22 protein-coding genes are annotated in these 26455 nt (G+C 70.9%); 14 read left to right on the top strand and 8 right to left on the bottom strand.

The features are described 5' to 3' along the window. The first annotated feature begins 194 nt into the window (after positions 1-194). Entirely contained in the window at positions 195-845 is a 651-nt protein-coding gene (locus tag ABDW61_RS15380) for a hypothetical protein (RefSeq protein WP_343639838.1), read from the top strand. A gap of 47 nt (positions 846-892) precedes the next feature. Here the strand turns inward: ABDW61_RS15380 and ABDW61_RS15375 are convergent, their stop codons facing one another. Next, positions 893-1546, bottom strand: coding sequence for a DUF1134 domain-containing protein (locus tag ABDW61_RS15375; RefSeq protein ID WP_343639837.1), 654 nt, complete (start codon positions 1544-1546; stop codon positions 893-895). A gap of 257 nt (positions 1547-1803) precedes the next feature. Here ABDW61_RS15375 and ABDW61_RS15370 point away from each other — a divergent pair, with 257 nt between their 5' ends. Then, on the top strand, positions 1804-2232 hold the full coding sequence (locus ABDW61_RS15370; RefSeq protein ID WP_343639835.1) for a hypothetical protein: 429 nt from the start codon (positions 1804-1806) through the stop codon (positions 2230-2232). Between the two features lie 30 nt (positions 2233-2262). Next, entirely contained in the window at positions 2263-2625 is a 363-nt protein-coding gene (locus ABDW61_RS15365) for a PilZ domain-containing protein (protein ID WP_343639833.1), read from the top strand. Positions 2626-2796: 171 nt separating this feature from the next. On the opposite strand, the gene ABDW61_RS15360 is transcribed toward ABDW61_RS15365, so the two are convergent. Then, positions 2797-3645 carry an alpha/beta hydrolase gene (locus tag ABDW61_RS15360; protein ID WP_343639831.1) on the bottom strand — a complete coding sequence of 283 codons (849 nt, stop codon included), beginning with the start codon at positions 3643-3645 and terminating at the stop codon, positions 2797-2799. 117 nt (positions 3646-3762) lie between these two features. On the opposite strand from ABDW61_RS15360, the gene ABDW61_RS15355 reads away from it, so the two are divergent. The 4 genes from ABDW61_RS15355 to ABDW61_RS15340 all read left to right on the top strand — a co-directional run bounded on the left by ABDW61_RS15355 (position 3763) and on the right by ABDW61_RS15340 (position 9324). Then, the gene (locus ABDW61_RS15355; RefSeq protein ID WP_343639829.1) at positions 3763-4923 is read left to right on the top strand and encodes a histidine kinase; all 1161 of its coding nucleotides are present in this window, start codon (positions 3763-3765) and stop codon (positions 4921-4923) included. Then, positions 4920-6029, top strand: a complete 1110-nt coding sequence (locus ABDW61_RS15350; RefSeq protein WP_343639827.1) for a histidine kinase — start codon at positions 4920-4922, stop codon at positions 6027-6029. Before ABDW61_RS15355 ends, ABDW61_RS15350 begins: the two co-directional genes overlap by 4 nt. After that, the gene (locus ABDW61_RS15345) at positions 6026-6787 is read left to right on the top strand and encodes a LytTR family DNA-binding domain-containing protein (RefSeq protein ID WP_343639826.1); all 762 of its coding nucleotides are present in this window, start codon (positions 6026-6028) and stop codon (positions 6785-6787) included. Before ABDW61_RS15350 ends, ABDW61_RS15345 begins: the two co-directional genes overlap by 4 nt. 275 nt (positions 6788-7062) lie before the next feature. Then, complete coding sequence (locus ABDW61_RS15340; protein WP_343639825.1) at positions 7063-9324, top strand: molybdopterin-dependent oxidoreductase; 2262 nt, start codon at positions 7063-7065, stop codon at positions 9322-9324. Positions 9325-9337: 13 nt separating this feature from the next. Here ABDW61_RS15340 and ABDW61_RS15335 read toward each other — a convergent pair whose 3' ends face one another. The 4 genes from ABDW61_RS15335 to ABDW61_RS15320 form a co-directional block, all read right to left on the bottom strand. Next, the gene (locus ABDW61_RS15335) at positions 9338-10405 is read right to left on the bottom strand and encodes a sce7725 family protein (protein WP_343639824.1); all 1068 of its coding nucleotides are present in this window, start codon (positions 10403-10405) and stop codon (positions 9338-9340) included. 219 nt (positions 10406-10624) lie between these two features. Further along, positions 10625-11281 carry a BON domain-containing protein gene (locus ABDW61_RS15330; protein ID WP_343639850.1) on the bottom strand — a complete coding sequence of 219 codons (657 nt, stop codon included), beginning with the start codon at positions 11279-11281 and terminating at the stop codon, positions 10625-10627. A gap of 63 nt (positions 11282-11344) precedes the next feature. Further along, on the bottom strand, positions 11345-11914 hold the full coding sequence (locus ABDW61_RS15325) for an SIS domain-containing protein (protein ID WP_343639822.1): 570 nt from the start codon (positions 11912-11914) through the stop codon (positions 11345-11347). Between the two features lie 92 nt (positions 11915-12006). Next, positions 12007-12414 carry a YraN family protein gene (locus tag ABDW61_RS15320; protein ID WP_343639821.1) on the bottom strand — a complete coding sequence of 136 codons (408 nt, stop codon included), beginning with the start codon at positions 12412-12414 and terminating at the stop codon, positions 12007-12009. Here ABDW61_RS15320 and rsmI point away from each other — a divergent pair. The 3 genes from rsmI (at position 12407) to ABDW61_RS15305 (ending at position 16379) form a co-directional block, all read left to right on the top strand. After that, a complete protein-coding gene (gene rsmI / locus ABDW61_RS15315) occupies positions 12407-13363 on the top strand; it encodes a 16S rRNA (cytidine(1402)-2'-O)-methyltransferase (protein WP_343639820.1) in 957 nt (318 codons plus the stop codon). The genes ABDW61_RS15320 and rsmI overlap by 8 nt on opposite strands. A gap of 97 nt (positions 13364-13460) precedes the next feature. After that, positions 13461-14924 carry a metalloprotease TldD gene (gene tldD, locus ABDW61_RS15310; RefSeq protein ID WP_343639819.1) on the top strand — a complete coding sequence of 488 codons (1464 nt, stop codon included), beginning with the start codon at positions 13461-13463 and terminating at the stop codon, positions 14922-14924. A gap of 306 nt (positions 14925-15230) precedes the next feature. Then, positions 15231-16379 carry a 3-deoxy-7-phosphoheptulonate synthase gene (locus ABDW61_RS15305; RefSeq protein ID WP_343639817.1) on the top strand — a complete coding sequence of 383 codons (1149 nt, stop codon included), beginning with the start codon at positions 15231-15233 and terminating at the stop codon, positions 16377-16379. Between the two features lie 45 nt (positions 16380-16424). Here the strand turns inward: ABDW61_RS15305 and ABDW61_RS15300 are convergent, their stop codons facing one another. Both ABDW61_RS15300 and rtcR read right to left on the bottom strand, forming a co-directional pair. Continuing rightward, positions 16425-19460, bottom strand: a complete 3036-nt coding sequence (locus tag ABDW61_RS15300; RefSeq protein WP_343639815.1) for a two-component regulator propeller domain-containing protein — start codon at positions 19458-19460, stop codon at positions 16425-16427. A gap of 118 nt (positions 19461-19578) precedes the next feature. Further along, positions 19579-21201, bottom strand: a complete 1623-nt coding sequence (rtcR, locus tag ABDW61_RS15295; protein WP_343639814.1) for an RNA repair transcriptional activator RtcR — start codon at positions 21199-21201, stop codon at positions 19579-19581. A 320-nt stretch (positions 21202-21521) separates the two neighbouring features. Here rtcR and ABDW61_RS15290 point away from each other — a divergent pair, with 320 nt between their 5' ends. From ABDW61_RS15290 to ABDW61_RS15275, 4 genes are all read left to right on the top strand, one after another. Next, entirely contained in the window at positions 21522-22736 is a 1215-nt protein-coding gene (locus tag ABDW61_RS15290; RefSeq protein WP_343639812.1) for an RtcB family protein, read from the top strand. 48 nt (positions 22737-22784) lie between these two features. Further along, entirely contained in the window at positions 22785-24149 is a 1365-nt protein-coding gene (locus ABDW61_RS15285) for a HEAT repeat domain-containing protein (RefSeq protein ID WP_343639810.1), read from the top strand. Positions 24150-24246: 97 nt separating this feature from the next. Continuing rightward, the gene (rtcA, locus tag ABDW61_RS15280) at positions 24247-25320 is read left to right on the top strand and encodes an RNA 3'-terminal phosphate cyclase (RefSeq protein ID WP_343639808.1); all 1074 of its coding nucleotides are present in this window, start codon (positions 24247-24249) and stop codon (positions 25318-25320) included. A gap of 139 nt (positions 25321-25459) precedes the next feature. Then, positions 25460-26437: an aldo/keto reductase gene (locus ABDW61_RS15275; RefSeq protein WP_343639806.1), complete on the top strand. Its 978-nt coding sequence runs from the start codon at positions 25460-25462 to the stop codon at positions 26435-26437. The last annotated feature ends 18 nt before the right edge of the window (positions 26438-26455 follow it).

The following is a 26455-nucleotide window of genomic DNA, read 5'->3' as shown; positions in this document are numbered from 1 at the left end:
CCCTCATCCGCGAATCCGTCATGCCCCCTTCGCCGCCACGTCACCGAACCGTGACCCGCGTGTCCTCCCGTAAGCGCGCACTTGCGGCGCAGACACGGTTTGATGCGTCTTGCCCGCCTCCTCCGCTGGTTAGCCCCCATGGGAGGGTCGGATATCGGACGTTATTCTTTGGTGATATGACTCCCGAGAAGGTCTTGCGATCCAGTCCCGGCACCCTGGGCGACTTGGAACAAGGCTGCGCCGATGCCCGCCGTCTCATCCTCGATGGCCAGCTCGACGCGGCCCGCTCACGCTTGGATGAACTGCGCAAGCAGCACGGCGACGACCACGCCCCCGTGCAGGAGGCCTTCAGCGCCCTGGCGGAAGCCCATGGCGACTTCGGCATCGCCCTCGCCCACTTCAAGCGCTTCCACGCGCTGGCGATCCAGGCGGGCGCGTCCTCGCCGCTGGCGTCGCGGGATCAGTTGCTGGCGCGGCTGGTCGAGCGCCAGCAGCAGAACGCCCCCGACATGACCTGGTGCCTGGTCGCGCTCGCCGCGGCGCGCGCGCCGGCTGGCGCGCTGCCGCACATGCTGCGCCAGCAGTGCCGCGCCCAGGACGTGCTCGCGCTCGGCCAGGGCGAGGCCATGCTGATGCTGCTGCATGACGTGGACCTGCCCACCGGCCGCAAGGTCTGCGAGCGCTTCCGCGCCGTCTGGATGCAGCAGCATCCCGCCGCCGGTCCGCTCAGCATGGGCCTGACCGCCTGGCGCGGCGCCGGCGACACCGGCAGCGGCCTGCTCGGCCGCGCCGAACACGCGCTCGCGCGCAGCCAGCGCGAAGGCGCCCCGCTGCGCACCGGCTGACCGCCCGCGCGGCCCGGACGGCCACCGTCGTCTTCCGATCCCGGCGATCAGAACGGATTGATCGTCTTCTCGCGCCGGTAGTGGATGTAGCCGACGCTCGCGCCCGCGCGCAGGCCCACGCCCAGCCGGATCGGCGCCAGCGTGATGCCGTCGGCGCGCTGGTAGTTGATGCCCGCGCCGCCGATGTAGTACAGGCTGCCGTCCACGCCGGGGAAGCGGCGGTAGATCGCGCTCGCCTTGGGCAGCTTGTAGACCAGCGTGAAGACCTTGGACGCATTCGCGCCCAGGTCGAAGCCCACCGACGGACCCGCCCAGTACACCTTGGCCTCGCCGCCACGCTTCATCAGCAATTCGCCATCGCCATAACGCAGGCCCACCGTGATCGCGCCGCCCGCCTCCTGGCCCTTGATGTAGGCGTTCGGGCGGCCTTGCTCCTTGAAGGCCTTCTCGATCACCTTGGCCAGCCCTTCCGTGGTCTCGCCGAAGAAGTCCGTCGCCGCCTTCAGCACCGAATCCTGGTCATAGGTGTCGTCCTCGCTCTCGGCGGCCAGCGCCGGCAGCGCCGCCAGCCCCGGCGGCAGGATCAGACCGGCGGCGGCATAGCGCCCCAGCCGTCCCAGCGCGTCGCGCCGCGCGAGCCCCGCCGTATCGTTCAGGTCCAGCGGACCCATGGCCTCATCCGAAATGTCGTGCCGATTCATGCGTCTCTCCGGGTAAGTCAGGATGGCGTCGGGCACTCGCTGGCCCGCGCGGCTTGCCGACGGGCAGGCAATCGGGATGCCCGCTCTACGAACTCGACGGATGCTACCCGCCAGCGTGACAAACGGCGTGCGCATCGCGTCAGGGCCCCGATACACTCCGCCTCACGCCGTCGAGAGGGACTCCATTTCCACACCAAAAGGAGCGGCGATGCATGCAAACAGCAGTCGTGACAAGAGTGCATCAAGGAGGACATGCAGTGAGCAGTGACCTGCCCCGTCTGGCCCGCGCGCTGGAATACCTGGACATGGCGTCCGCGTTGTATCTGGCCGGAGGCGCGGATCATTCCGCGCAGTTGCTGGCCGCCGCCGGCGAACGCCTGCTCGGCGATCTGGCCCGCCTGATCCAGTCGCCCGAGCATGGCCACGAGGTCCAGCAACTGCTGGCCCGCCTGACCCAGCAGCATGTGCCGGCGCAGGTGCCCGAGGTCGCCGGCCACAACCAGTCGCGGCAGTTGCAGGCGATGCTTTCGCGCCAGGAGACGCCCGAATCGAGCGAGCTGCGCCAGGCCACCTCGGCGCTGCTGCGCGCGTCCTGGTACCTGCTGGAAACCATGGGCCTGGAGCCGCTGGCCCCGTCGCGTTTGCATCAGGCCATCGAGAAGAGCACGATCTACGCCGAGCTCTGATCCCCGAGCCCTTCACTTCCCATCCGCGCCATGACCGAGGAACGCCGCCACTTCTCCCGCATCGCGTTCGCCGGCCCGGCGCAACTGGTGACGGTCGACCAGCGCCTGCCGGTGCAGGTGCTGGACCTGTCGCTCAAGGGCGCGCTGCTGCTGTTGCCGGAGGCGTCCGAGGTCGAGCCCGGCGCGTTGTGCCTGCTCGACCTGCCGCTGGCGCCGCATGACGGCCACATCACGATGGCGGCGCAGCTCGCCCATGTCGGCGACGGCCGCGCCGGGCTGCTGTGCCTGGGCATCGACATCGAAAGCATCACCCACCTGCGCCGCGTCATCGAGCTGAACCTCGGCGACGCCTCGCTGGCCGAGCGCGATCTCAAGGCGCTCGCGGCGTCCTGACGGACGAAGACAAGCAACCGGCGGCACTCGCTCCTTCTTGCCCCCTCGCCCCAACGGGGAGAGGGAGGGGAGGGGGCTCGTGCCACAGCGCTGCTGCCCTTCGAAGCACCCCCTCTCCCCTGCCCTCTCCCCCCTCGCGGGGGGCGAGGGAGTTCTCGCGCAGGCCGCGATTCACTCCGCGATGAAACGCCGCAGCACCGCGAACGCGGCGGCGGGATCGTCGCGCCACGCGCCGTGGCCCACGCCGGGGAAGCGCGCGAGCTGACGCCACTGGGGCGGCAACGCCTCATGGATCTCCAGCGCGTCCTCGAGCGGGCACACCGGATCCTCCTCGCCGACCATCACCAGCACCGGGCACTGCGCCCGCTCCAGGCCGCGGAGCAGCCCCAGGTCCTGCTTCTCGCCGCCGACGAAGTGCAGCAGGATGTCCAGGTTCACCAGCGTGCGGCCGCCCGCCTCGGCATCGGCCGCGGGCTGCGTGTTGTAGAGGTGGCGCACGCCCGCCCAGTAGGCCTCGAAGGTCTCGCGCGACGGGCGGCTCCAGAAAGCCTCGGCCAGCGCGCGCGCCGCCGGACCGCCGCGGCGCTCGAACGCCGCCAGCTTGCGGTCCAGGCCCATGTGGTGCGAGGTGCTCGACAGGATCACCTTCGACGCATGACCCGGATGGCGCGCGATGTAGCGCTGCGCGACGAAACCGCCAAAGGACTGGCCCAGCACGATGGGCTTCTCGATGCCGAGCGCGTCGCACAGGCGCACGATGTCGTCGGCCCAGGTGTCGAGCGTCCATTCCGACGCAGGCCGCGGATCGCTGCGGCCGTGGCCGCGATGGTCGTAGTAGACGATCTGCGCGAGGTCGGCCAGCGCGCTGAACGCCGGCTTGAACGCCGCGTGATCGAAGCCCGGCCCGCCGTGCATGCAGATCAGCGTCGGCTTCTCGCGCATCCGCGCCCCGTCGGGCACCAGGCCCGCGCCCTCGACGTCCACGAAGAGACGCGCACCGTTTCCGATATGGATCTTCATGGGGCGCGAGTATCGCCTGCGGGGGCCCGGTCCCTGCGGGGGCGGACTCGTCCCGCCCTGGACGGCTTCGTCGCAGCCCCATGGCGGCGCCAGCGCGCCGCGGCCAGAATGCCGCCCATGTCCGATGCGCCCCCCTTCCCGCCCGCCGCCGAGCCGCGACGCTCCGCGCGCGACGCGGCGTTGCAGCTCTTCAATCTGCGGATGATCGCGGCGGCCTTCTACTTCTGCCTGGCGATGGCCGGCGCGCGCTCGCTGACCTGGCTCACCCAGGACGACACCGTCGGCAGCTGGCTGCTGGAGTGGATCCGCTTCACGCGCCAGACGCTGCTGACCGCGCTGAGCGTGCTGGCCGCGCTGGCGCTGGCCGAGGCGCTGCTCGCGCGCGTGCGGATGCGCTGGCCGCTGGCCGTGCGCGCGGTCGCGATCGCGCTGGGCGCGGCGCTGGGCACGCTGCTGCGCTACAAGGTCGCGAACCTGGGCTCCGAGGACCACGAGCCGCTGAGCTGGACCTGGCTGACCTCCACGACCGCGCTGTGGCTGGTGCTGGGCGGCTTCTTCGCCGCGCTGCTGCACGGCCTGCGCGAGGAGCGCAGCGCCCAGGCCCGCCTGGCCGAGCTCTCGCGCCAGCATGACCGGCTGCAGGCGCAGCAGCTGGAGGCGCAGTTCTCGGCGCTGAACGCGCAGATCGAGCCGCACTTCCTGTTCAACACGCTGGCCAACGTGAAGCGCCTGTACGAGACCGCGCCCGAGCGCGGCCGCGACATGATGGGCAGCCTGATCGCCTACTTGCGCGCCGCGCTGCCCAGCATGCGCCAGGGCATGTCGACGCTGAGCCAGGAGCTGGAGCTGGCGCGCAGCTACCTGACCATCCTGCAGATGCGCATGGGCGAGCGGCTGCGCTTCGACATCGAGGCCGACGCCGCGCTCTTCGCGACACCGCTGCCGCCGATGGTGCTGCCCACGCTGGTGGAGAACGCGATCAAGCACGGCCTCTCGCCGCTGCCCGAGGGCGGCCGCATCGACATCTCCGCGCGGCGCGAGCCCGCCGGCGACGGCCTGCTGCTGGAGGTGCGCGACACCGGCCAGGGTTTCGCCGCGAGCGGCGGCAGCGGCGTCGGGCTGGCCAACACGCGGGCGCGGCTGACGGCGATGTTCGGCACCCAGGCCTGGCTGGAACTCGAAGCCGCCGAGCCTCGGGGCGTGATCGCGCGGGTGCGCGTGCCGCTGACCGGTGCGGCCCGCGGCGCGGCCGCGGCGGCGGCCGGGGTCCTCGCATGAGCGCGCGCGGCGCGGGGGCACGGCTCTGGCATGCGTGGCGCTCGCTGCGCCGCGAGGAGCTGTCCTGGTTCCTCCTGATCGGCGTCTTCTACGGGCTGGTGGACGCGCCATCGATCTTCTACGTGATGGACGACGCGCGCTGGCCGTCCGCGCTGGCCAACCAGATGCTGACGCCGCTGCTGGTGGCGCTGGTGATCCTGCTGACCTGGCTGCCGGCCACGCGCAGCGCGCTGCGCGGCGGCTGGCGGATCGCGGCGCTCGCGCTCGCGGTGCTGGGCGGCGCGGTGTTGGCCAAGCTGCTGTACGACCAGTTGATGCCGATGCTGCATCTGCCGTCGATCGCCGACCTGGCGCGCAGCCGCAAGGGCGAGCATCCTTATCAGCCGATCCAGTGGCTGAATTTCATCGGCGAGTGCCTCTCGATCTGCGTCACCGCGAGCCTGTCGGTCGCCTGGTACGAGATGGCGATGCAGCGGCGCCGCACGCGTGCCCGGCTCGAGACGCTGCTGCGCGAGCAGAGCGCGATGACACGCGAAGCCGCGGCCTCGCGGCTGGCGGCGCTGCAGGCGCAGGTGGAGCCGCAGTTCCTGTTCGACACGCTGGTGGACATCGAGCGCGCCTACGACGCCGGAGACGGCGCGGCGCCCGATCAGATGGAGCGGCTGATCCGCCATCTGCGCGTGGCGCTGCCGCGGCTGCGCGAGCGCGGCGTGACGCTGGAATCGGAGGCCGCGCTGCTCGACAGCTATCTCGCGGTGGTCGCCGGGCGCCAGCGCGGCGCGCTGCCGCTGGCGACCGAATGGTCGGCGTGGCTGGCCTCGCGGCCGGTGCCGCCGATGCTGCTGTTGCCGCTGGCTCAGCTGATGCTGCGCGACGCCGCGCGGCTGCCGACGCAGGCGCGGCTGAGCGCGCAGGAGTTCGCCGGCGGCGGCTTGCGGCTGCGGCTGTCCTTCGACCGCGGCGGCCTGTGCGGCGAGGAGACCGCGTTGCGCGCGCTGGGCGAGCGGCTCGAGCGTCTGGACCGCGCGCCGGAGGCGCCGCCGCCGCGGCTGCGCTGCCGCAGCAATGCCGAGGACACCGAATTCACATTGGAGCTGCCCGCATGAGCCTGTCGCCCACCGCCGTCGTCGCCGAGGACGAGGAGACGCTGCGCCACGAGCTGGTCGAGCGCCTGTCGCAGTTGTGGCCCGAACTGACCGTGGTCGGCGAGGCCGCGGATGGCGTGCAAGCGCTGCGTCTGCTGCACGAGACGCGGCCGGACGTGCTGTTCCTGGACATCCAGATGCCGGGGGCGACGGGGCTGGAGGTCGCGCGCCAGGTGCAGGGACGCTCGCATGTCGTGTTCGTCACGGCGTACGACCAGTACGCGGTGTCGGCCTTCGACGAAGGGGCGGTCGACTACCTGCTCAAGCCGCTGGAGCCGGCCCGGCTGTTCACGGCGATCCAGCGGGTGAAGCAGCGGCTGGCGGGACCGCCGGCGGATCTGAGCGCGGTGCTGAGCCAGCTCGGCGCGCAGGCGGCGCACTCGCCGCAGCGGCAGTTCCTGCGCTGGATCAACGCCTCGGTGGGGCAGACGCTGAAGCTCATCACCGTCGACGAGGTGCTGTACTTCCAATCCGACAACAAGTACACCCGCGTCGCCACGCGCCAGGGCGAGGCGCTGATCAGGAAGCCGCTGAAGGAGCTGGTGGAGGAGCTGGACCCACAGCAGTTCTGGCAGATCCATCGCTCGACGCTGGTGAACGCGGCCGCCGTGGCGGGCGTCAGCCGCGACTTCCGCGGACGCATGCAGGTCAAGCTCAAGGAGAGCGAGGACGCGCTGATCGTCGCCGAAAGCTACACCCACCTGTTCCGCCAGATGTGAGTCGCGGCCGCCCCAACGCGCCGCCGGTGTTGAAGACTGCGCGCCGCCGGCACGAACTCCCTTGCCCCCCGCGAGGGGGGAGAGGGCAGGGGAGAGGGGGGGCTTCGAAGGGCAGCAGCGCTGTGGCACGAGCCCCCTCTCCCCTCCCTCTCCCCGCTGGGGCGAGGGGGTAAGAAGGGCCAGCGGCCGTCGCAGTGCTGTGGACCTGTCGCGTACATGACCCCAGGCCCAACCGCTCGCTCCCACAATCGCTGGCATACGACGGGAGACACGCCATGGCCCCGGAAGCCACCGACCAGACCCACTACCGCATCTGCCCGCTGTGCGAAGCCGCCTGCGGCCTTGAGATCCGGACCCGCCCCGCCGGCAACGGCCGCGCCATCGTCTCGATCCGCGGCGACGACGCCGACCCTTTCAGCCACGGCTACCTCTGCCCCAAGGGCGTCGCGCTGAAGGACCTCCACGAAGACCCCGACCGCCTGCGCCAGCCGATGCGCCGCCGCGCCGACCGCTCCGGCTTCGAGCCGGTCTCCTGGGACGAGGCCTTCGCCGAGATCGCCCGCCGCCTCCCCCCGCTGCGCGAACGCCATGGTCCCGACACCGTCGCCCTGTCCATCGGCAATCCCGCCTCGCACAAGATCGGCCTGTTCAGCTACTTCCCGCATCTGGCGCGGGCGCTGGGCACGCGCAACCTGTTCTCGGCCTCGACGCTGGACCAGATGCCCAAGCAGCTCGCCTGCGGCCTGATGTACGGCCACTGGCTCAGCGTGCCGGTCCCGGACCTGCCGCGCACCGACCTTTTCATCTGCCTGGGCGCCAACCCGATGGTCAGCAACGGCTCGTTGTGGACCAGCCCCGACTACCGCGGCAAGGCCAAGGCGATGCGCGCCCGCGGCGGCCGCATCGTCGTCATCGATCCGCGCCGCACCGAAACCGCCCAGGCCGCCGATGAGCACCTGCCCATCCGCCCCGGCGGCGACGTGTTCCTGCTGCTGGGCCTGCTGCACACCATCTTCGACGAAGGGCTCGAGCGCCTGGGCCCGCTGGCCGCGCACGTCGAGGGCCTGGACGCGCTGCGCGCCGCCGCCGCCGGCTTCCCGCCCGAGCGCGGCGCCGCCCACTGCGGCATCCCCGCCGAGACGCAGCGGCGCCTGGCGCGCGACTTCGCCACCACGCCGAAGGCCGTGCTCTACGGCCGCTTCGGCACCTGCACGCAGCGCTTCGGCTCGCTCAACAGCTGGCTGATCGACGCGCTCAACATCGTCACCGGCCACTTCGACGTCGAAGGCGGCCTGATGTTCCCGAAGGCCGCCGCCTTCGCCGCCAACACGATGGGCAAGCCCGGACAGGGCAAGGGCGTGTCGACCGGCCGGCGCCACAGCCGCGTCGGCAAATCGCCGGAGGTGATGGGCGAGTTCCCCATCAGTTGCCTCGCCGAGGAGATCGAAACGCCGGGCGAGGGCCAGGTCCACGCGCTCATCACGGTCGCCAGCAACCCGGTGCTGTCGGCACCCAATGGCGCCCGCCTGGCCCGCGCGCTCGACCAGCTGGACTTCATGGTCAGCCTGGACCCGTACATCAACGAGACCAGCCGCCACGCCGACCTGATCCTGCCGCCGCCGTCGCCGCTCGAGGACTGGCATTACGACATGGTGTTCGCGCAGCTGTCCTGGCGCAATCACGCGCGCTGGTCCGGCCCGGTGATGCCGGCGGATCCTGACGCGAGCGACGCGCCGCGCGCCGAATGGCAGACGCTGCTGCGCCTGGCCGCGATTGCCGCCGGCCAGCCCGCCGACGCGGACCTGCAGGCGATCGACGACGCGGCGCTGCGCGCCGAGCTCAAGCGCTCGGCGGGCGATCACGCCGACGCGGTCTTCGCGATGCTCGAGGGCGGCGCCGGACCGGCGCGCTGGCTCGATCTCGCGCTGCGCTCCGGCCCGTATGGCGACGGCTTCGGCGCCAAGCCGCACGGCCTCACGCTGGCCAAGGTGAAGGCCGCACCGCATGGCATCGACCTCGGCGAGCTGCAGCCCCGGATCCCCGAAGTGCTGCGCACGCCCTCGGGCCGCATCGAACTGGCACCGCCGGCGCTGCTCGCCGACCTCGCGCACGCCGACGCCGCGCTGCGTCATCCGACCGGCGACGAGTTGCTGCTCATCGGCCGCCGCGAGACCCGCAGCAACAACAGCTGGATGCACAACCTGCCGGTGCTCGCGAAGGGCCGCGAGCGCTGCACGCTGCTGGTCCATCCCGACGACGCGGCGCGCGCCGGGCTCGTGGACGGCGGCACCGCGCGGCTGAGCAACGCGCGCGGCAGCGTGCTGGCGCAGATCGCCATCACGGCCGACATGCGGCCCGGCGTGGTCAGCCTGCCGCACGGCTGGGGCCACGATCTGGCGGGCAGCCAGCTCACCGTGGCCGCCCGCCATCCCGGCGTCAACATGAACCTGCTGCTCGACGACGAGGCGCGCGATCCCCTCTCCGGCACCTCGGTGCTGAGCGGGATTCCCGTGCGCCTGAGCGCCGCCGAGGCCTAGCCGGACCGCGGCATCAACGCCGCACCGGATCGAACTCCAGCAGGCTGCGCGGCGCGTCGCCAACCGGCGCCGGCGGGAATCGCCCCGCGAGCATCCCGCTGACCAGCTCGAGGTGATGCATCACCTCCCATTGCTTGCTCAGCGCGCGCGACGGCGTCGAGCCGTCGATCAGGCTGGTGAGGTAGCGCCGAGCCGCCTCGGTGGGACCGAAGCAGGCGTCCTTGCGGTCGAGCGCCGCATGGAATGCGTGCAGCGCGTAGCGGAAGCGCGCGTCCGCGCCGCCGCCCTCGGCCACCTTCCCGTTCATGAAATGCTCGAGCCAGACCGCCCCGCCCGCCGCCTGCGGCCGCAGGAAGCTGAGCCGGAACGCGACCGAGCGCGAGGGCAGCTCGGGCGCCTCGGGCCGCGAGGGCAGCGTCGTGTAGTCGGAGAACCCGGCCAGCCCCTCCTCGCGGAAAGTGGCGGGCCGGTCGGTGAACAGGTGCCGCTCGCTGGCCCGCAGGTCCTGGCTCTCCGGCAGGCGCCGGTTCTCGACCCACACGCAGCCGGCGCCGTTCAGCGCGGCGCGCGCCAGCGGCGCGGGCTCGGCGTCCTTGAAGAACACGCGCCGCACCTGCACGCCGGCCAGCAGCGCCATCACGTCGGGCAGCGGCGGCGCGTCGCGGCCCACGACCAGGCCCATCGGCCGGCCGCCGAAGAGCTGCACGAAGCGCCGCACCACCTCGGGCGTCAGCGCCGGTCCCAGCATCAGCGTCGGATGGATCCACTGGCGCCGCGGCAGCGACGTGAACAGTTGACGGCCCCATTCCAGCGTCTGCGCCGGGCGCAGCAGTTCGAAGTCCTGCCGCACCGGGTTCACCACCAGCCAGGTCTGCAGCCGGTGCGCCTCGCAGGCCTCGAGCGTGTGCCGCAACGAGGTCGCCGCCTGGCGCACCGGCTCCAGCACCGGCTGCACTTGTCCTTCCGATCCCAGCAAGGCCGCGAGGTGCCGCAGGGCCAGCACCTCCTTCTGTTTGCCATGGAGATAGGGGTAATACATCGTCTCCGCCTCCGCAGTGTCGATTGAGGGAGGCGGGATCATGGAGAGCCATGGTCGATCCGTCAGCAGCGATCGCCTTCATGTGTGAGGCGCGTCAAAGGATCCGCAAAAAAGGCTGAAAGCGCCGAGTTGACTTCGCACCGATCCAGGCGCTCGCCCACACTGATGCGCCCCTCTCGGCGGCGGGTGTGCGGCCAATGAAAAAAGGGACCGCGATGCGGTCCCTTTCGAGGGAGGGAGCGCCCGCGGGCGCGGCGCGCTTTACTGCTCGCTCTTGGGCTTGGTCTGCTGCTGCGACTGGCCCATCGCGGCGAGCTCGGCCTCGCTGATGATCTCCATCGCGCGCACGACCTTCTGCACGCCACGAACGCCGCGCGCGATGTCGGTGGCGCGGGCGGCCTCGCGCTCGGTCACGCGGCCCATGATGTAGACGTTGCCGCGTTCGACCACCACGTAGAACGCATTCGAGATCAGGTCCTTCGCATCGACCAGGCTGGCCTTGACCTTGGCCGCGATGGCGACGTCGTTGGCGCGGCTGGACAGCGAGCTCAGCATGCCGACGCCCACTTCGTTGAGCACGCTGTTGACGTTCTCGACGCCCTGCGCGATGCGCTCGACGGCGGCGCGGTCCTCGTCGTTGCGGGTCTCGCCGGTCAGCAGCACCATGCGGTTGTAGCTGTTGACGTTGATGTGCACGCGGTCGCCGAGCTGTTCGCGGATGCGGTTGCCGGTCTTGAGCTCGATGCCCTGGTCCTCGAGCTGGGTGCCGGAGGTGCGGCGGTCGGTCGCGACCAGCGCGCTGCCCACCGCCGCGCCGCCGACGATCAGCGGCACGCACGCGGTCTGCAGCAGCGCGCCGCCCAGCGCGGCGGCCAGGATCACGAGGCGGGTGCGGGAGGTCCAGCGGGTCTTGGTCATCATCGGGAAGTCCTTCATGGTCTGAAGTGGGGCCGCGGGATCACCGCGGCAAAGCCGCGGGAGTCATTCGCTCGCGCCCAGGAGTTGCAGGTCGATCGCATCGCCCAGGCAGTGGGAAAGCAACCGGTGCGCCTCGGCCACGCGCGCGAAGCGGCTGTGCGGCACGCGCAGCTGCACGTCGGTGTCCAGCAGCGTGGCGCGCCAGTCGTCGTCCTGGGTGCCGCTCAGGACGATGACGCTCATCTCCTGGCCATGCGCCACCTGCAGCAGCGCGGCGGCGGCGCCGCTGGCCTGGGCCTCGAACAGCAGCAGCAGATCGCCGGGATGGCCAAAGGTCTGGATCTGGCGCATCAGCGCGGAAGCGGGGTCGGCGTAGCCCTGGGCTTGGGCATCGAGCGCGATGGCGGCGAGGCCGGGGCGTTCCTGTTCGAAACGGCCGCAGAGCAGCGAGGCCATGTAGGTCGCGTCGGCGGCCGAGGGGCCGAGCCCGGCGGTCAGCACGCGGCCGCCGGCGGTGAGCGCGTCCACCATCATCTGCGCCGCGACCGCGAGCGGGCGGGACAGACCCTCGGCGACCTGGTACAGCAGGTCCGCGCTCTCGAAGAATTGTTGTTGTATGCGTTGTTCCAACATGAGCGCGGATGATAAGGGGTGCGGCAGCGCTGCTGCCCTTCGAGGCTCCCCCTCTCCCCTGCCCTCTCCCCCCTCGCGGGGGGCGAGGGAGTTCAATGCTCGGCCGGCACGTCGAATGCGCCTTGCAGCCACTCGACGCGCTCTCCGTCGATCGCCACCACATCGAACCGGCAAGGCGGCAGCACCCGCTGCGTGCGCAGGAAACATTCCGCCGCGAAGATCACCTTCCGTTGCTTGGCCCGCGTCACGCTGGCCGCCGCGCCGCCATGCGCGTCGTTTTCGCGCGAGCGCACCTCGACGAACACCAGCGTCCCATCGCGCGCCCACAGGATCAGATCGACCTCCCCGCCCCGGGCCGACGGCCCGCGCGCGACCCGATAATTGCGCGCCACCAGCCGCAGCCCCTGCCGCCTCAGGTAGTCCAGGGCGCGCTGCTCGGCGCCGGCGCCCCGTGCCTGCGCATCCGCGCCGTCCCGTCCGATGGAGAGCTTCTTGAACATTCCGACGTCCCCGTCCGCCTCGCTGACCGCTGCCGCCGCGGCCGCGGCCGGCCATCAGCAGTATCCGGCCGGCACGCTCTACGTCGTCGCAACCCCGATCGGCAATCTCGCCGACCTCAGCCTGCGCGCGATCCACCTGCTCGGCCTGGTCGATGCCGTCGCCTGCGAGGACACGCGCGTCAGCGCGCAGCTGCTGCGCTGGCTCGGCCTGCACAAGCCTTTGATCGCGCTCCATCAGCACAACGAACAGCAGGCCGCCGAAGGCCTGGTCTCCCGGCTGCTGAACGGCGAACGCATCGCCTACGTCAGCGACGCCGGCACGCCCGCGATCTCCGATCCCGGCGCGCTCCTGGTCGCCGCGGCCGCGAAGGCCGGCGTGCGCGTCGTCCCGCTGCCCGGCGCGAGCAGCGCGGCGGCGGCGCTCAGCGTCGCCGGCGATACGCGCGCGCAGGGATTCCGCTTCGTCGGCTTCCTGCCCACCAAGGCGGCGGAGCGCCGCGCCGCGCTGCAGGCGCTGACCGGCGCGCCCCACAGCCAGGTGCTGTTCGAGGCGCCCCATCGCATCCACGAACTCGTCGCGCTGCTGGCCGAACTCGCGCCAACACAGACGCTGACCCTGTGCCGCGAGGTCACGAAGCAGTTCGAGACCATCCACACCGCCCCCTGCGCGACGCTGCCCGCATGGATGGCCGAGGACAAGCAGCGCGAGCGCGGCGAGTTCGTGCTGGTGCTGCACGCCGCCGAGGCGCCGTCCAGCGCCGAGGGGCTGCCCGCGGACGCGCTGCGCACGTTGCGGGTGCTCGTGCGCGATCTCCCGCTGAAGCAGGCGGCGGCACTGGCGGCCGAGCTGACCGGCGAATCGCGCAAGGCGCTGTATCAGCAGGCGCTGGACTGGAAGCAGGATTCGGCCGCCGGCGGCGACGACGACACGGACGGCGGGGATCGCTGACCCGCTCGATCCCGATGCCGATGCCGTCCCGCCGGCGGCGGATGGCTCGTGTCTCCCTGACGGGCCCAGGGTCGCGGCGGCTGCCTACAATCGCCCGATGATTTCGCGCGAACCCACCCTCGCCCGCCTGGTCACCGCCCGTGCCCAGTTGCTCGAACCCTTCGGCCTGACCGACGCGTCGCTGTCGCAGGCCTTGCGGCTGATCACCGAGCACCGCGTCGACGACGCCGACCTCTACTTCCAGACCACCCGTGCCGAGGGCTGGAGCCTGGAGGAAGGCATCGTCAAGAGCGGCAGCTTCTCGATCGACCAGGGCGTGGGCGTGCGCGCCGTCGCGGGCGAGAAAACGGCCTTCGCGTATTCGGACGACATCTCGGAGGCCGCCCTGCTCGACGCCGCGCGCACCGTGCGCGCGATCGCATCGGCCGGACAGAGCAAGCGCGTCAAGGTGCCGGCCGAGCCGGTGGTCTCCGGCAGCCGCGCCCTCTATGGCGACGCCGACCCGATCGCCAGCCTGGACAGCACGCAGAAGGTCGCGCTGCTGGAGCGCGCCGAGCGCATGGCCCGCGCCAAGGACCCGCGCATCGCGCAGGTGATGGCCGGCCTGGCCGCCGAGCATGAGGTGGTGCTGATCGCGCGCGCCGACGGCACGCTGGCCGCCGACGTGCGGCCGCTGGTGCGCCTGTCCATCACCGTCATCGCCGAGAGCAACGGCCGCCGCGAAGTGGGTTCGGGCGGCGGCGGCGGCCGCTTCGGGCTGGCGTATTTCACCGACGAGATGATCGCGTCCTACGTCGAGCAGGCGGTGAGCGCGGCGCTGACCAACCTCGAGTCGCGTCCCGCCCCGGCCGGCGAGATGACCGTCGTGCTCGGCCCGGGCTGGCCCGGCGTGCTGCTGCACGAGGCCGTCGGCCACGGCCTGGAGGGCGACTTCAACCGCAAGGGCTCGTCCACGTTCTCCGGCCGCATCGGCGAGCGCGTCGCCGCCAAGGGCGTCACCGTGCTGGACGACGGCACGATCCCGGACCGCCGCGGCTCGCTCAACGTCGACGACGAGGGCTGCGCCTCGCAGCGCAACGTGCTGATCGAGGATGGCATCCTCAAGGGCTACATCCAGGACGCGATGAACGCGCGCCTCATGAAGGTCGCGCCCACCGGCAACGGCCGCCGCGAAAGCTACGCCCACGTGCCGATGCCGCGCATGACCAACACCTACATGCTGGGCGGCGACAAGGATCCGAAGGAGATCATCGCCAGCATCGACAAGGGCCTGTACGCGACCAACTTCGGCGGCGGGCAGGTCGACATCACCTCGGGCAAGTTCGTGTTCTCGGCCAGCGAGGCCTTCTGGGTCGAGAAGGGCAAGATCCTGTACCCGGTCAAGGGCGCGACCATCATCGGCAACGGCCCCGACGCGATGACGCGGGTCAGCATGATCGGCAACGACATGCAGCTGGACACCGGCGTCGGCGTGTGCGGCAAGGAAGGCCAGAGCGTGCCGGTGGGCGTCGGCCAGCCGACGCTGCGCATCGACGGCCTGACCGTCGGCGGCACGGCCTGACCCCCGGCGAGCCCCGTGATTCCACGAAGGCTCGCTTGCCCGATGCCGTCACGCGACAAGCGCGGCAGTCCCCTCGCGGCGCTTGACGCGCCGCGACCCGCGCAGGCACTATTGGTCCTTATGCGTTCCGCACCGAAGTTTTACTTTGCTTATTTTTGGTTCTCGCACCGCCCCGGCGGAGGAGAGGCGAACGCATAAGCAAGCGCGCCAAGAATCCTCAAGAAACCGCCGGGCCCACAAGCCCGGCGGTTTTTTTTGGCCGGGGCCCGAGCACCACCCCCAGCCCTCATAGAAAGCGTGATCCCCATGAATGCCAAGTCGACCCCGTATCCCAGCGCCCAACAGGCGGAGCGCTGGTATTCGCCGCAGGACAAGACCTCCCAGACCGACGACGAACGCATCCTGGACATCACGCCCTTGCCGCCTCCTGAACACCTCATCCGCTTCTTCCCGATCCGTGGCACGGCCATGGAGCAACTGGTCGTCGGCACCCGCCAGCGCATCCGCGACATCATGCAGCGCAAGGACGACCGGCTGCTGGTGATCATCGGCCCCTGCTCGATCCACGACCCGGCCGCGGCGCTCGAGTACGCCAAGCGCCTGACGACATTGCGCGAGCAGCACGCCGACACGCTCGAGGTCGTGATGCGCGTCTACTTCGAGAAGCCGCGCACGACGGTGGGCTGGAAGGGCCTGATCAACGACCCCTACCTCGACGAGAGCTACCGCATCGACGAGGGCCTGCGCATCGCGCGGCAGCTGCTGCTGGAGATCAACCGCCTCGGCATGCCGGCGGGCTCGGAGTTCCTGGACGTGATCTCGCCGCAGTACATCGGCGACCTGATCAGCTGGGGCGCGATCGGCGCGCGCACCACCGAGAGCCAGGTGCACCGCGAGCTGGCCTCGGGCCTGTCGGCGCCGATCGGCTTCAAGAACGGCACCGACGGCAACATCAAGATCGCGACCGACGCGATCCAGGCCGCGGCGCGGCCGCACCACTTCCTCTCGGTCCACAAGAACGGCCAGGTCGCGATCGTCGAGACCAAGGGCAACCGCGACTGCCACGTGATCCTGCGCGGCGGCAAGGCGCCGAACTACGACGCCGAGAGCGTGGCCGCCGCCTGCGCCGACCTGGAGGCCTCGAAGCTGGACGCGCGGCTGATGGTGGACTGCTCGCACGCGAACAGCAGCAAGAAGCATGAGCGCCAACTGGATGTGGCGCGCGACATCGCGGCGCAGATCCGCGGCGGGAGCACGCGCATCTTCGGCGTGATGGTCGAGAGCCACCTCAAGGGCGGCGCGCAGAAGTTCAGCCCCGGCAAGGACGATCCGTCGCAACTCGAATACGGCAAGAGCATCACCGATGCCTGCCTGGCCTGGGACGACTCCATCGAGGTGCTGGACGTGCTGAGCGAGGCGGTGCGCGCGGCCCGGGCGGAGACGGTCACCCGCTGAGCGTCATCCGCTCACCTCGCCGCGTCCGCGGCGGCGGGCCGGAACTCAGCGCACGCGGTTCCGGCCTTCGCGCTTGGCGGCGTAGAGCGCGTCGTCGGCCTGGGCGATGAGTCCTGCGAGGCTGTTCTCCTCGCCGGGCACGCAGGCGGCCACGCCCAGGCTGAGGGTCACCACCGGCCCGGCCGGCGAGGCCGGATGCGGCATCGCGAGCGACTCGATGCCGGCGCGGATGTGCTCGGCCACGCGCATCGTCGCGTCGCGGTCGGCGCCGGGCAGCAGCACGACGAACTCCTCGCCGCCATAGCGCGCGGCGAGATCGCCCGCGCGGCCGATCGACGCGCCGAGCACCGCGCCCACGGTGGCCAGGCATTCGTCGCCCTTCAGATGGCCCATCTGGTCGTTGTAGCGCTTGAACGCGTCGACATCGGCCAGCACCAGCCCCAGCGGGCTGCCGGTGCGGCGGGCGCGGCGCCACTCCTCGTCGGCGGCCTCGTTGAAGCGGCGCCGGTTGGGCAGACCGGTGAGCGCGTCCAGGAAGGACAGCTGCTTCAGATGCTCGTTGGCCTGGCGCAGCTCCTCGGTGCGCTGCGCGACGAGGCGCTCCATCTCGATCTGGCGCCGGCGCAGCTGCCGCATGCGCAGTGCCACGCCGCCGGCGAAGACGCCGATCGCCGCCAGCGCCACCAGGAAGTGGAACCAGCCGGTCTCATCGAAGCGCGGGCGCACGGTGACGGGCAGCGGCGTCTCGGCCTCGCGCCAGCGCTGGCCATCGGCGGAGGCCGCGAGGCGGAGCTTGTAGCGGCCGTGTTGCAGCGCGGGGAAGGTCAACTCGCGATCGTTGCCGACATCGGTCCAGCCGCGCGACAGCCCTTCCATCCAGAAGCGGAAACGCACCCGTTCGGCCTCGCGCAGCGTCGAGGCCGACAGGCTCACCGACAGCGCCACCGGCCCTGGCGGCAGGTCCAGCGGCTGGCCGTCCATCGGCACCGGTTCGCCGTCCACCTTGATCTGGTCGATGCGCACCGCGGGAGGTTCGCCGCCGCCGGGCAGACGCGCCGGATCGACGACCACCAGCCCCGCCGACGACGGCAGCCAGGCGCGCCCTTGCGCGTCGATGGCCCCCGCCGCTTGCAGGTTGCCGGCGAAGCTGGTCGCGCGCAGGGTGTCGCCCGGACCGAAACCGACCGAGCGCACCTGCTTCACGCGGCCATCGAGGAACGCATCCAGGTCGTCGCGCGAGACGCGATAGAAGCCGCGGTTGCAGGTCATCCACAGCTGGCCGGCGCGGTCCTCGAGAAAGACCTGCGAGAGCCCGTCCCACAGCCCGTCGGCGGGCCGGATCGCGCCGATGCGGCCGTCCTTGATCCGGTTGATGCCCTCGCCATTGGTGCCGATCCAGAGCGCCCCATTCGCATCCTCCTTGAGGGCGATGATCCAGTCGGAGAGCAGTCCGTCGGCCGTGCTGAAGTGCCGGACCTTGCCGTCCTGCCAACGCACCAGCCCTTGGCCGGTGGTGCCGAACCACAGCGTGCCGGACCGGTCCTGCAGGATCGCGGCCACCCCTTCATGGGGGAGGCCGGGCGCGGTGACCACATCGAAGCCATGGCCGTTGAATCGCGCCAGCGCCGTGCGCGTCCCCACCCAGACGGTCCCGGCGCGGTCCTCCAGGATCGACCGGACCTCGACGCCTGGCAGCCCTCGCTCGGCGCCAAAGGTCTCGAGTCGGCCATCGGGCAGCCGGCGCGCGACGCCGGCGGTGTAGGTGCCGATCCACAGCGTGCCGTCGCGCGCTTCGTGCAGCGTCGAGATCTCGTCCGTCGGCAGGCCGTCGGTCTGGCGGAGGACATCGATGCGTCCGTCCTTCAAGCGGTTCAGCCCGCCTCCGGAGGTCGCCGCCCAGATCGCGCTATCGCGCGCCGCCACCACGGCGCGGACGTTGTCATGGCTCAGGCCTTCCGGAGTGCCCAGCACGGTGAACGGGCGATTGCGCAGACGGTTCAGGCCATCCACCCAGGTGCCGACCCAGACGCTGCCTTCGCGGTCCGCCATCAGCGACCAGATCTGGCTGCCCGCGAGCCCGTTGCCGGTGGACACGGTGCTGAAGCGCCCGTCGCGCAGGCGGCTCACGCCGGCGCCCCAGCTGCCGACCCACAGGTCGCCGCGCGTGTCGCGGGTCAGCGCGGTCAGGTGATCACTGGGCAGCCCGTCGGCGGTCGTGTAGACCCGCATCGCCGGCTGGTCGGCCGCGTGCAGGCGCACCAGCCCGCCGCCCGCGGTGGCGGCCCAGATGCCGCCCGCGGGATCGGGCAGCACGAACCGCACTTGCGCATGCGGGAAGCCGTTCGAGCTGTCGAAGATCCTGACCTTGCCGTCCGGCGTTCTCGCGAACAGACCGGCGCCGGTGGTCGCGAGCCACATCGTGCCGGCGGTGTCGAAGACGACGGTCCTCAAGCGCGCGGCCGGCAGGCCATCGGCGGGGCCGAAGGTCTTGACCTCACCCTCCTTCCAGCGGACCAGGCCGCCGTCGCCAGCGGCCCAGATCGCGCCGTCCTTGTCCTCGGCGAAGGACCAGATCCGCCGATGGCCAGCCTGTGCCTTGGTGATCGCGGCGCGGAAGCGGCCCCGCTCATAGACGGCCGCGCCGCCGGGATGGCCGATCCAGATCCGGCCCTGGCGATCCTCGAGCAGCGCGAAGATCGGCTGCGACGCCGCTTCCGGCGATTGCGCGGCCTCGAAGGTCACGAAGCGCTTGCCGTCGAAGCGCGCGAGCCCGCCGGCCGTGCCCACCCACAGGCCGCCATCGCGCGATTGCATCAGCGCCTGCACGGTGTTGAGCGGCAGACCCTGCTCCGTCTGCCAGAGATCGATCTTGTACTGGCTGACCGCGCGCACCGGGTCCGCGAGATCGCCGGCCTCGACCGGGGCTCGCGATGCAGGCACGGACGCCGCGGAGGCTGCGGAGGCCGCCGCTGCCGGCCTCGCCACTGGCGCCGCGTCCGCGGCATCCATCGCGACCAGCGCGCCTGCGGCCAGCAAGGCCGCTGCCCCCTGGCGCGCAAGCGTCAAGGGCAGGCGGAGCATTCGCGGCAAGGTGGACCGGTCGGGAGTCATGGGCGGAATCGCAGATTGTGACTGCTCCTTACGAGTGCGCCTCTGCCGTACGGGGCACGGGGGCGGTTCGCGGGAGAGCGCCGGCTGCTCACCGGACGGCCGCGATCCGGTCCCACGACAGTCCGAACTTCAGCAGGTATTTGCGCAGCCGGTCGGCGTCGTTGACGACGCTGCGCGCCTGCCGGCTCGCCTGGAACAGGCGCCTACCGGCCTCCGACAGCGAGGCGGCCTCGCCGCACACGCGCAGCACGCCGGCCAGTTGCATGCGATCGAACAGGTCCAGCGCGTCGAGCGCCTGGGCATCGAACAGCGCCGCCAGCAGCGCCTCCTCGCGCGCGGCGGCGCCGGCATCGCTGATGCCGGTGTCGCGCTCCCACAGCCACTCGAGCCGCGCGATTTCGGCCTCGACCAGCGGCAGGCCGATGCGCCCGCCCTCGGCCAGCGTCACCAGCCGTGTCACGGACGCCGACAGGTCGCGGAAGTTGCCGCTCCACGGCGCGCGCGCGGACTGCGCGAAGGCGAGATAGCGCGCCTTCGCCTCGGCGTTGAAGCGCACCGCACGGCCGCTCTCGCGGCCGACCTGCTGCACCAGGTGATCGACGTTGGGCTCGATGTCCTCGGGCCGGTCGCGCAGGCCGGGCAGGCTGTAGGTCCACAGGTTGATCCGCGCGAACAGGTCATCGCGGAAGCGCCCGGCCGCCACCTCGGCGCGCAGGTCGCGGTTGGTGCCGGCGATGAGCTGGAAGTCGCTCTCGACCTCGCGGTCCGCGCCCACGGGCAGGAAGCGCTTCTCCTCGATCGCCTTCAGCAGCATGGCCTGCTCATCCAGGCCCAGCTCGCCGATCTCGTCGAGGAAGAGCAGCCCCCGGTCCGCGGTGCGCAGCAGGCCGGCGCGATCGGCCATCGCGCCCGTGAACGAGCCCTTCTTGTGCCCGAACAGCGTCGAGGCCGCCCCATCGCCGCGCAGCGTGGCGCAGTTCACCTCGACGAAGGCGCCTTCGAGCTGATGCCTCGTCTGCTTCAGCTCGTACATCCGGCGCGCGAGGAAAGACTTGCCGGCGCCGGTCGGCCCCGCCAGCAGGATCGGCGCGCGCGAGTGCACGGCGACGCGCTCGATCTCCTCGATCAGCGCGTTGAAGCGCCGGTTGCGCGTCGCGATGCCGCTCTTCAGGAAGGCCACGGCGTCGTGCTGCTCGGCCTCGAAGCGCCGCGCGATGCGGTCGTAGCGCGACAGGTCCAGGTCGATCAGCGTCATCGTGCCGGGCTCGCCCTCGCGCTGCTTGCGCGGCGGCGAGGTCTGCAGCAGCACGCCGGGGATGAAGCGCGCCTCCACCATCAGGAACATGCAGATCTGCGCGACGTGCGTGCCCGTGGTGATGTGGGCCCAGTACTGCTCGCGCGCCGGGTCGAAGCGGTAGGCGCGCACCCAGTCGTAGAGCGTGGCGTAGACCTCGCCGAAGTCCCAAGGATCCTCGACCGCCATCTCGACCAGCCGGACCTCGGTCTCCGGCGAGAGCTTGGCGATGTCGCCGCGCAGCAGCTCGGCGAGCGCCAGATGCTGAGGCGAGTGGAACAGCTCCAGCCGATGAACGATCACGTCCGGCTGCATCACGAGCGAGATCGTGGGCCGCCACTTCTCCCATCGCCCCGCGCCCTGCCCGCCGTCCAGCTGAGAGCCGATGAATCCGATCACCACATGCTTCTTGGCCATGGACGCAGTCTATCCGCACCGCGCGAGACTCCTATCCCAAATGCTAGCTAACTAGCCTTCCAGATAGCAGAAAGCCACACCGTGGATGAACGGAAGGCCTGCCGCTCCCACCCAAGATCGAAGATTTTCATGTACGTATCAACAGCTTACCTGACAGTCCGGCAAGACCTGACACGGGCTGGCACGGGCGTTGCAATGAAGAAGGGGCGACGCGTGTGCGCCGCCCCCGGGGAGCCGTGGCGGGAGCTCAACAATCACCGCCAAGACAATCATTCGCAACGAATACCGACAGGCCGCGAACGCGGCCTCTGGAGCTCAGCATGAAGAACTACAACGAGATGGAAGTCGCCGGCGGCGTGCCGGTGAAGATGTGGACGCAGGGTGTGCCCGTCGAGGACGAGGCCCGCAAGCAGCTGGCCAATGCCGCCAAGCTGCCGGTCGTGTTCAAGCACATCGCGGCGATGCCCGACGTGCACGTGGGCATCGGCGCGACGGTGGGCTCGGTGATTCCGACGCTCAAGGCGATCATCCCGGCCGCGGTCGGGGTCGATATCGGCTGCGGGATGATGGCCTGCAAGACCACGCTGCGCGCGCAGGACCTGCCGGACAACCTGGCGCCGCTGCGCTCCGCGATCGAGGCGGCCGTGCCGCACGGACGCACGCCCAAGGGCCGCGACGTCGGCGCCTGGGAGAACCCGCCCGAGATGGTCGACCACGCGTGGGCCGAGCTGGCGCCCGACTTCGCAGAGCTGTGCCGCGACTACCCGAAGCTGAAGAGCACCAACAACCACAAGCACCTGGGGACGCTGGGCACCGGCAACCACTTCATCGAGGTCTGCCTGGATGAACAGGGCTTCGTGTGGTTCATGCTGCACTCGGGCTCGCGCGGCGTGGGCAATGCGATCGGCACGATGTTCATCGAGCTGGCGAAGAAGGACGCGATGCAGCATCAGGCCAACCTGCCCGATGCGAACCTGGCGTACTTCGAGGAAGGCGCGAAGTACTTCGGCGACTACGTGCGCGCGGTGAGCTGGGCGCAGAAGTACGCCGCGCTGAACCGCGAGGTGATGATGCGCCGCGTGATCGCGGCGGCGAAGAATGTGATCGGCAAGCGTTTCGAGAGCCACATCGAGGCGGTGAACTGCCACCACAACTACGTGCAGAAGGAAACGCACTTCGGCCAGGACGTGTTCGTGACCCGCAAGGGCGCGGTGAGCGCGAAGAACGGCCAGATGGGGATCATCCCCGGCAGCATGGGCGCGCGCAGCTACATCGTGCGCGGCAAGGGCAACGCGGAGAGCTTCGACAGCTGCTCGCACGGCGCGGGCCGCACGATGAGCCGCACGGAGGCCAAGCGCCGCTTCACGCTGAAGGACCAGCGCGCCGCGACCGAAGGCGTCGAGTGCCGCAAGGACGCGGACGTCATCGACGAGATCCCGATGGCCTACAAGGACATCGACGCGGTGATGGCGGCGCAGCAGGATCTGGTGGAGGTCGTGCACACCCTCAAGCAGGTGGTGTGCGTGAAGGGATGAAGATGGCGCCCGTCGGATGCGGCGCGGCGTTCGGGTCGAGGGAGAAACATGATGGAGTGGAAACAACGGTTCTCCGGCCAAGTGCCGGAGCAGGACGCGGCAGCATGGCTGCCGCGCTTGACTGCGCCGGACGGACACGAGCGCCAGGCAGCGATCGAGACGCTCGCGAGGATGCGCCCGCCCGAGGCACTGCCCGGTCTGATCGCCCGCGTGAACGATTGGGTGCCGCAAGTGCGAAGCGCTGCCCGCTCGGCGATCGAGCAGTTCTTCGTTGACGACGCCTTTCCGGCCTGGCTCGACGCGCTACCGGCACTGGTCGACGTCCTGCGCGGACAACGCGCCGACCACAGTTCATTGCTGGACGGGATCGCCGCGTTCATGCTGGCGCCGCAGCGCATCAACGGCATCGCCGGCGTGCGGGAGCATCTGCCTCCGTTGGTGCGTCGTTGGCTCGACACCAGCGAGTGGCGAATCGCTTCCGAATCGCGAAGGTCTGCACTGCTGGCCGAGCGTCTGCTGGGAGGCGATGTGGTCGCGGCGCGCTGGGCGCTCGCGCGGGTCGAGGACTTGTCTGGCGCGACGGCGCGTTCCGCGCTTTGGCTGAAAGCCGTGGACAGCCCTTCTGGCACGGTGCGCGCGCACGCGCTGCGCAGGCTCTGCGACACCACGCCGGACGCGGGGATTGCCTGTGCGCAGCGCCTTGCGCTCGATCCGCGCGGGTCGGTGCGCGACGTCGCACTCGCCCGGCTGCGCCGGCCAGAGCAGACGGAGGAGATACGGCAACTGGCCGAAGCGCAGCTGCGAGCGCCGCACCGTGCTCCGCATGGCGGCGCGCCGGCGCTTCTGTTCCTCGCTGCCGTGGATTCCGCTTGCGCAACGGTCCACAGTGAGCGGCTGCTCGCCCTGACCGGCAGCGCGAGACCGCCTGCGCGGCTTCGAGCGCTGGCACTGCAACAGCTCATCGCGTCGTGCACGGGCGAAGCCCAGCAGCGCTGGTTGAAGCAGGCCGTGGGGGACGCCTCGGCGCAGGTACAGCGCGTCGCGGTGAAAGCCGTCGCGCGCGGCGTGCTCCCGCCCTCTCCTGCTGAGCTGTGGCCCTTGGTCCTGGAACACCGTCAGGCCCGATCGCTGAAAACCGGATTGAGCCTGTTGCGGTTCTGGGGAACCTGGACACAGCTGGAGGAGCTGCTGAAACTGGTGCGCCTCCCACTGCCCGACGGAGGTGCCAAGTACGTGGCAAGGGCGTTGGTCCAGTGGGAACTCGGCACGCGCCGCGGCGTTTCCGCGCCGGCGGAGCCGCTCGCCTCGCAATTGCGGGGTGAGTGGCGCGCCAGCGCGCCGCTGCTGATGCCCGGCCTGCGTCGCCAGCTTCAGTTCGCGCTGGAGGTGGCCGGACTGCTGCCCAAGGCGTGAATAGGTGGTGCCGCTTGACCGAGGCGAAGCTACCTAATGACAAGAAGGACAACGAGAGACGTCACAGCGGCATTTCGCTGCAGAGCGCGAGAAGAAGATGAACAACAAGAACAACCTGATTGAACTGGACGGCTCGCATGGCGAAGGTGGCGGGCAGATCCTGCGCACGGCGCTCGCGCTGTCGATGTGCACCGGCATGCCGCTGCGCATCGAGCGCATTCGCGCCCGCCGCCCCAAGCCCGGCCTGATGCGCCAGCATCTGACCTGCGTGCTCGCCGCTCAGGAGGTCTGCGGCGCCACCGTGGTGGGCGCCGAGCTCGGCTCGCAGGCGCTCGAGTTCCGCCCCGGCCGCGTGCACGCCGGCGACTACCGCTTCGCGGTCGGCACGGCCGGCAGCTGCACGCTGGTGCTGCAGACGGTGCTGCCGCCGCTGATGCTGGCCGACGCGCCCAGCCGGCTGCACCTGTCCGGCGGCACGCACAACCCGATGGCGCCGCCCTTCCACTTCCTGCAGCGCAGCTTCGCGCCGCTGATCCGGCGCGCGGGCGCGGGGCTGGACTTGACGCTGCGGCGTCACGGCTTCTTCCCCGCGGGCGGCGGCGAAATCGAGGCGCTGATCACGCCAGCCGAAGGCGGATTGCGTCCGTTCGACCTGCTCGAGCGCGGCGCGCCGCTGGACGCCTTCGCCGAGGTGATCGCGCCCGCGCTGCCACGCGGCGTCGCGGAGCGTGAGCTCGAAGCGCTCGCGCGCCTGACCGGCTGGGACGCCTCGCAGTTGCGCACGCTCCCCGCCCGTCAGAACGAAGGCCCCGGCAACGCGCTGATGATCACGCTCGCCCATGAGCACCTGACCGAGGTCTTCGTGGCCTTCGGCGAACGCGGCCTGGCGGCGGAAGACGTGGCGCGCATGGCCTTCGCAGAACTCCGCAGCTATCAGTCCTCGGCCGGCGCGGCCGGTGAGCACCTCGCGGACCAGTTGGCGCTGCCACTCGCGCTGGCGGTGGCGGGATCCGGGCGTCCGGCCGCATTCACCTGCACGGAGCTGACCGAGCACAGCCGCACCAACTTCAGCGTCATCGAGCGCTTCCTCGACGTGCGCTTCGACTCGCGGCTGGAGGTCTCCCGCGCGGGCAACGCGTGGCGCGTCGACGTGCTGCCCGGCTCCGCGTGACCGGCATGAAACCGCGTTGATACGCGGCGCCCGGCGCGCCGCGTCACAATCCCGCCGCCAGGGCGCGCCAGCGTCCAGGCTTGCGCAGCGCGCCCCTCGATGGGCGCGCTGGCCGTTTCCGATCAACGACTCCTCCGCCATGCGCCACGCCCTTCCGCTGCAGCAGCATTTCCCGACCGTCAGTCCGCTCGCCTATGGCTGCATGGGCCTGGGCGGCCACTGGGACGACTCCCCGTGGACCAGCGCCCACGTCGATCACGCACAGGCCGCCGTCGAGGCCGCGCTCGAGATCGGCGTCACGCTGTTCGACCACGCCGACATCTACACCCGGGGCAAGGCCGAGTCGGTCTTCGGCGAACTGATGCGCCGCCAGCCCTCGCTGCGCGATCGCATCGTGCTGCAGAGCAAGTGCGGCATCCGTTTCGCCGAGGGCGACCTGCCGGGACGCTACGACCTGTCCGGCGGCTACATCGTCGAGGCGGTCGAGGCCAGCCTGAAGCGCCTGGGCACCGAGCAGCTGGACATCCTGCTGCTGCACCGTCCCGACCCGCTGATGCAGCCCGATGAGATCGCCGAGGCCTTCCAGCGCCTGCGCGGCGCAGGCAAGGTCAGCCACTTCGGCGTGTCCAACATGAACGCCGGCCAGATGGCCTGGCTGGGACGCGCGCTGGATCAGCCGCTGGTGGTGAACCAGCTCGAGCTCGGCCTGGGCCACCTGGAGCCGCTGGACGCCGGCACCTGCTTCAACGACCGGCAGGCCGCCGCCCGCCCCGGCGCGCTGGCCTGGACCGGCACGCTGGAGCACTGCCAGCAGCACGGCATCCAGCTGCAGGCCTGGGCCGCGCTGGCCCGAGGCCGCTTCAGCGGCGAGACCGCCACGGACCCCGCCGACGAGGCCGCCCGCGCACTCGTGCACCAGTTGGCCCAGCGTCACGGCGTCAGCCCGGAAGGCGTCCTGTTCGCCTGGCTGATGAAGCATCCCGCCCGCGTCCAGCCCGTCATCGGCTCGGCCAGCCCCGATCGCATCCGCGCCTGCGGCGACGCGCTGCGCATCGAACTCAGCCGCGAGGAGTGGTACGCCCTCTACATCGCGGCACGCGGCGCGCGCCTGCCCTGAGCGGCGCGCTGTCCGCGG

The organism is Roseateles sp., from assembly GCF_039595595.1.
Lineage (GTDB): Bacteria > Pseudomonadota > Gammaproteobacteria > Burkholderiales > Burkholderiaceae_C > Roseateles.
Note: the sequence above shows the minus strand (reverse complement) of the source record. Positions and strands in the feature narration are given on the sequence as shown.

Coding starts and splice junctions, on each gene's coding strand:
- ABDW61_RS15375 (WP_343639837.1), bottom strand. CDS start 1,546: ATGAATCGGCACGACATTTCGGATGAGGCCATGGGTCCGCTGGACCTG.
- ABDW61_RS15365 (WP_343639833.1), top strand. CDS start 2,263: ATGACCGAGGAACGCCGCCACTTCTCCCGCATCGCGTTCGCCGGCCCG.
- ABDW61_RS15360 (WP_343639831.1), bottom strand. CDS start 3,645: ATGAAGATCCATATCGGAAACGGTGCGCGTCTCTTCGTGGACGTCGAG.
- ABDW61_RS15355 (WP_343639829.1), top strand. CDS start 3,763: ATGTCCGATGCGCCCCCCTTCCCGCCCGCCGCCGAGCCGCGACGCTCC.
- ABDW61_RS15350 (WP_343639827.1), top strand. CDS start 4,920: ATGAGCGCGCGCGGCGCGGGGGCACGGCTCTGGCATGCGTGGCGCTCG.
- ABDW61_RS15345 (WP_343639826.1), top strand. CDS start 6,026: ATGAGCCTGTCGCCCACCGCCGTCGTCGCCGAGGACGAGGAGACGCTG.
- ABDW61_RS15340 (WP_343639825.1), top strand. CDS start 7,063: ATGGCCCCGGAAGCCACCGACCAGACCCACTACCGCATCTGCCCGCTG.
- ABDW61_RS15335 (WP_343639824.1), bottom strand. CDS start 10,405: ATGATCCCGCCTCCCTCAATCGACACTGCGGAGGCGGAGACGATGTAT.
- ABDW61_RS15330 (WP_343639850.1), bottom strand. CDS start 11,281: ATGACCAAGACCCGCTGGACCTCCCGCACCCGCCTCGTGATCCTGGCC.
- ABDW61_RS15325 (WP_343639822.1), bottom strand. CDS start 11,914: ATGTTGGAACAACGCATACAACAACAATTCTTCGAGAGCGCGGACCTG.
- ABDW61_RS15320 (WP_343639821.1), bottom strand. CDS start 12,414: ATGTTCAAGAAGCTCTCCATCGGACGGGACGGCGCGGATGCGCAGGCA.
- tldD (WP_343639819.1), top strand. CDS start 13,461: ATGATTTCGCGCGAACCCACCCTCGCCCGCCTGGTCACCGCCCGTGCC.
- ABDW61_RS15305 (WP_343639817.1), top strand. CDS start 15,231: ATGAATGCCAAGTCGACCCCGTATCCCAGCGCCCAACAGGCGGAGCGC.
- ABDW61_RS15300 (WP_343639815.1), bottom strand. CDS start 19,460: ATGCTCCGCCTGCCCTTGACGCTTGCGCGCCAGGGGGCAGCGGCCTTG.
- rtcR (WP_343639814.1), bottom strand. CDS start 21,201: ATGGCCAAGAAGCATGTGGTGATCGGATTCATCGGCTCTCAGCTGGAC.
- ABDW61_RS15290 (WP_343639812.1), top strand. CDS start 21,522: ATGAAGAACTACAACGAGATGGAAGTCGCCGGCGGCGTGCCGGTGAAG.
- ABDW61_RS15285 (WP_343639810.1), top strand. CDS start 22,785: ATGATGGAGTGGAAACAACGGTTCTCCGGCCAAGTGCCGGAGCAGGAC.
- rtcA (WP_343639808.1), top strand. CDS start 24,247: ATGAACAACAAGAACAACCTGATTGAACTGGACGGCTCGCATGGCGAA.
- ABDW61_RS15275 (WP_343639806.1), top strand. CDS start 25,460: ATGCGCCACGCCCTTCCGCTGCAGCAGCATTTCCCGACCGTCAGTCCG.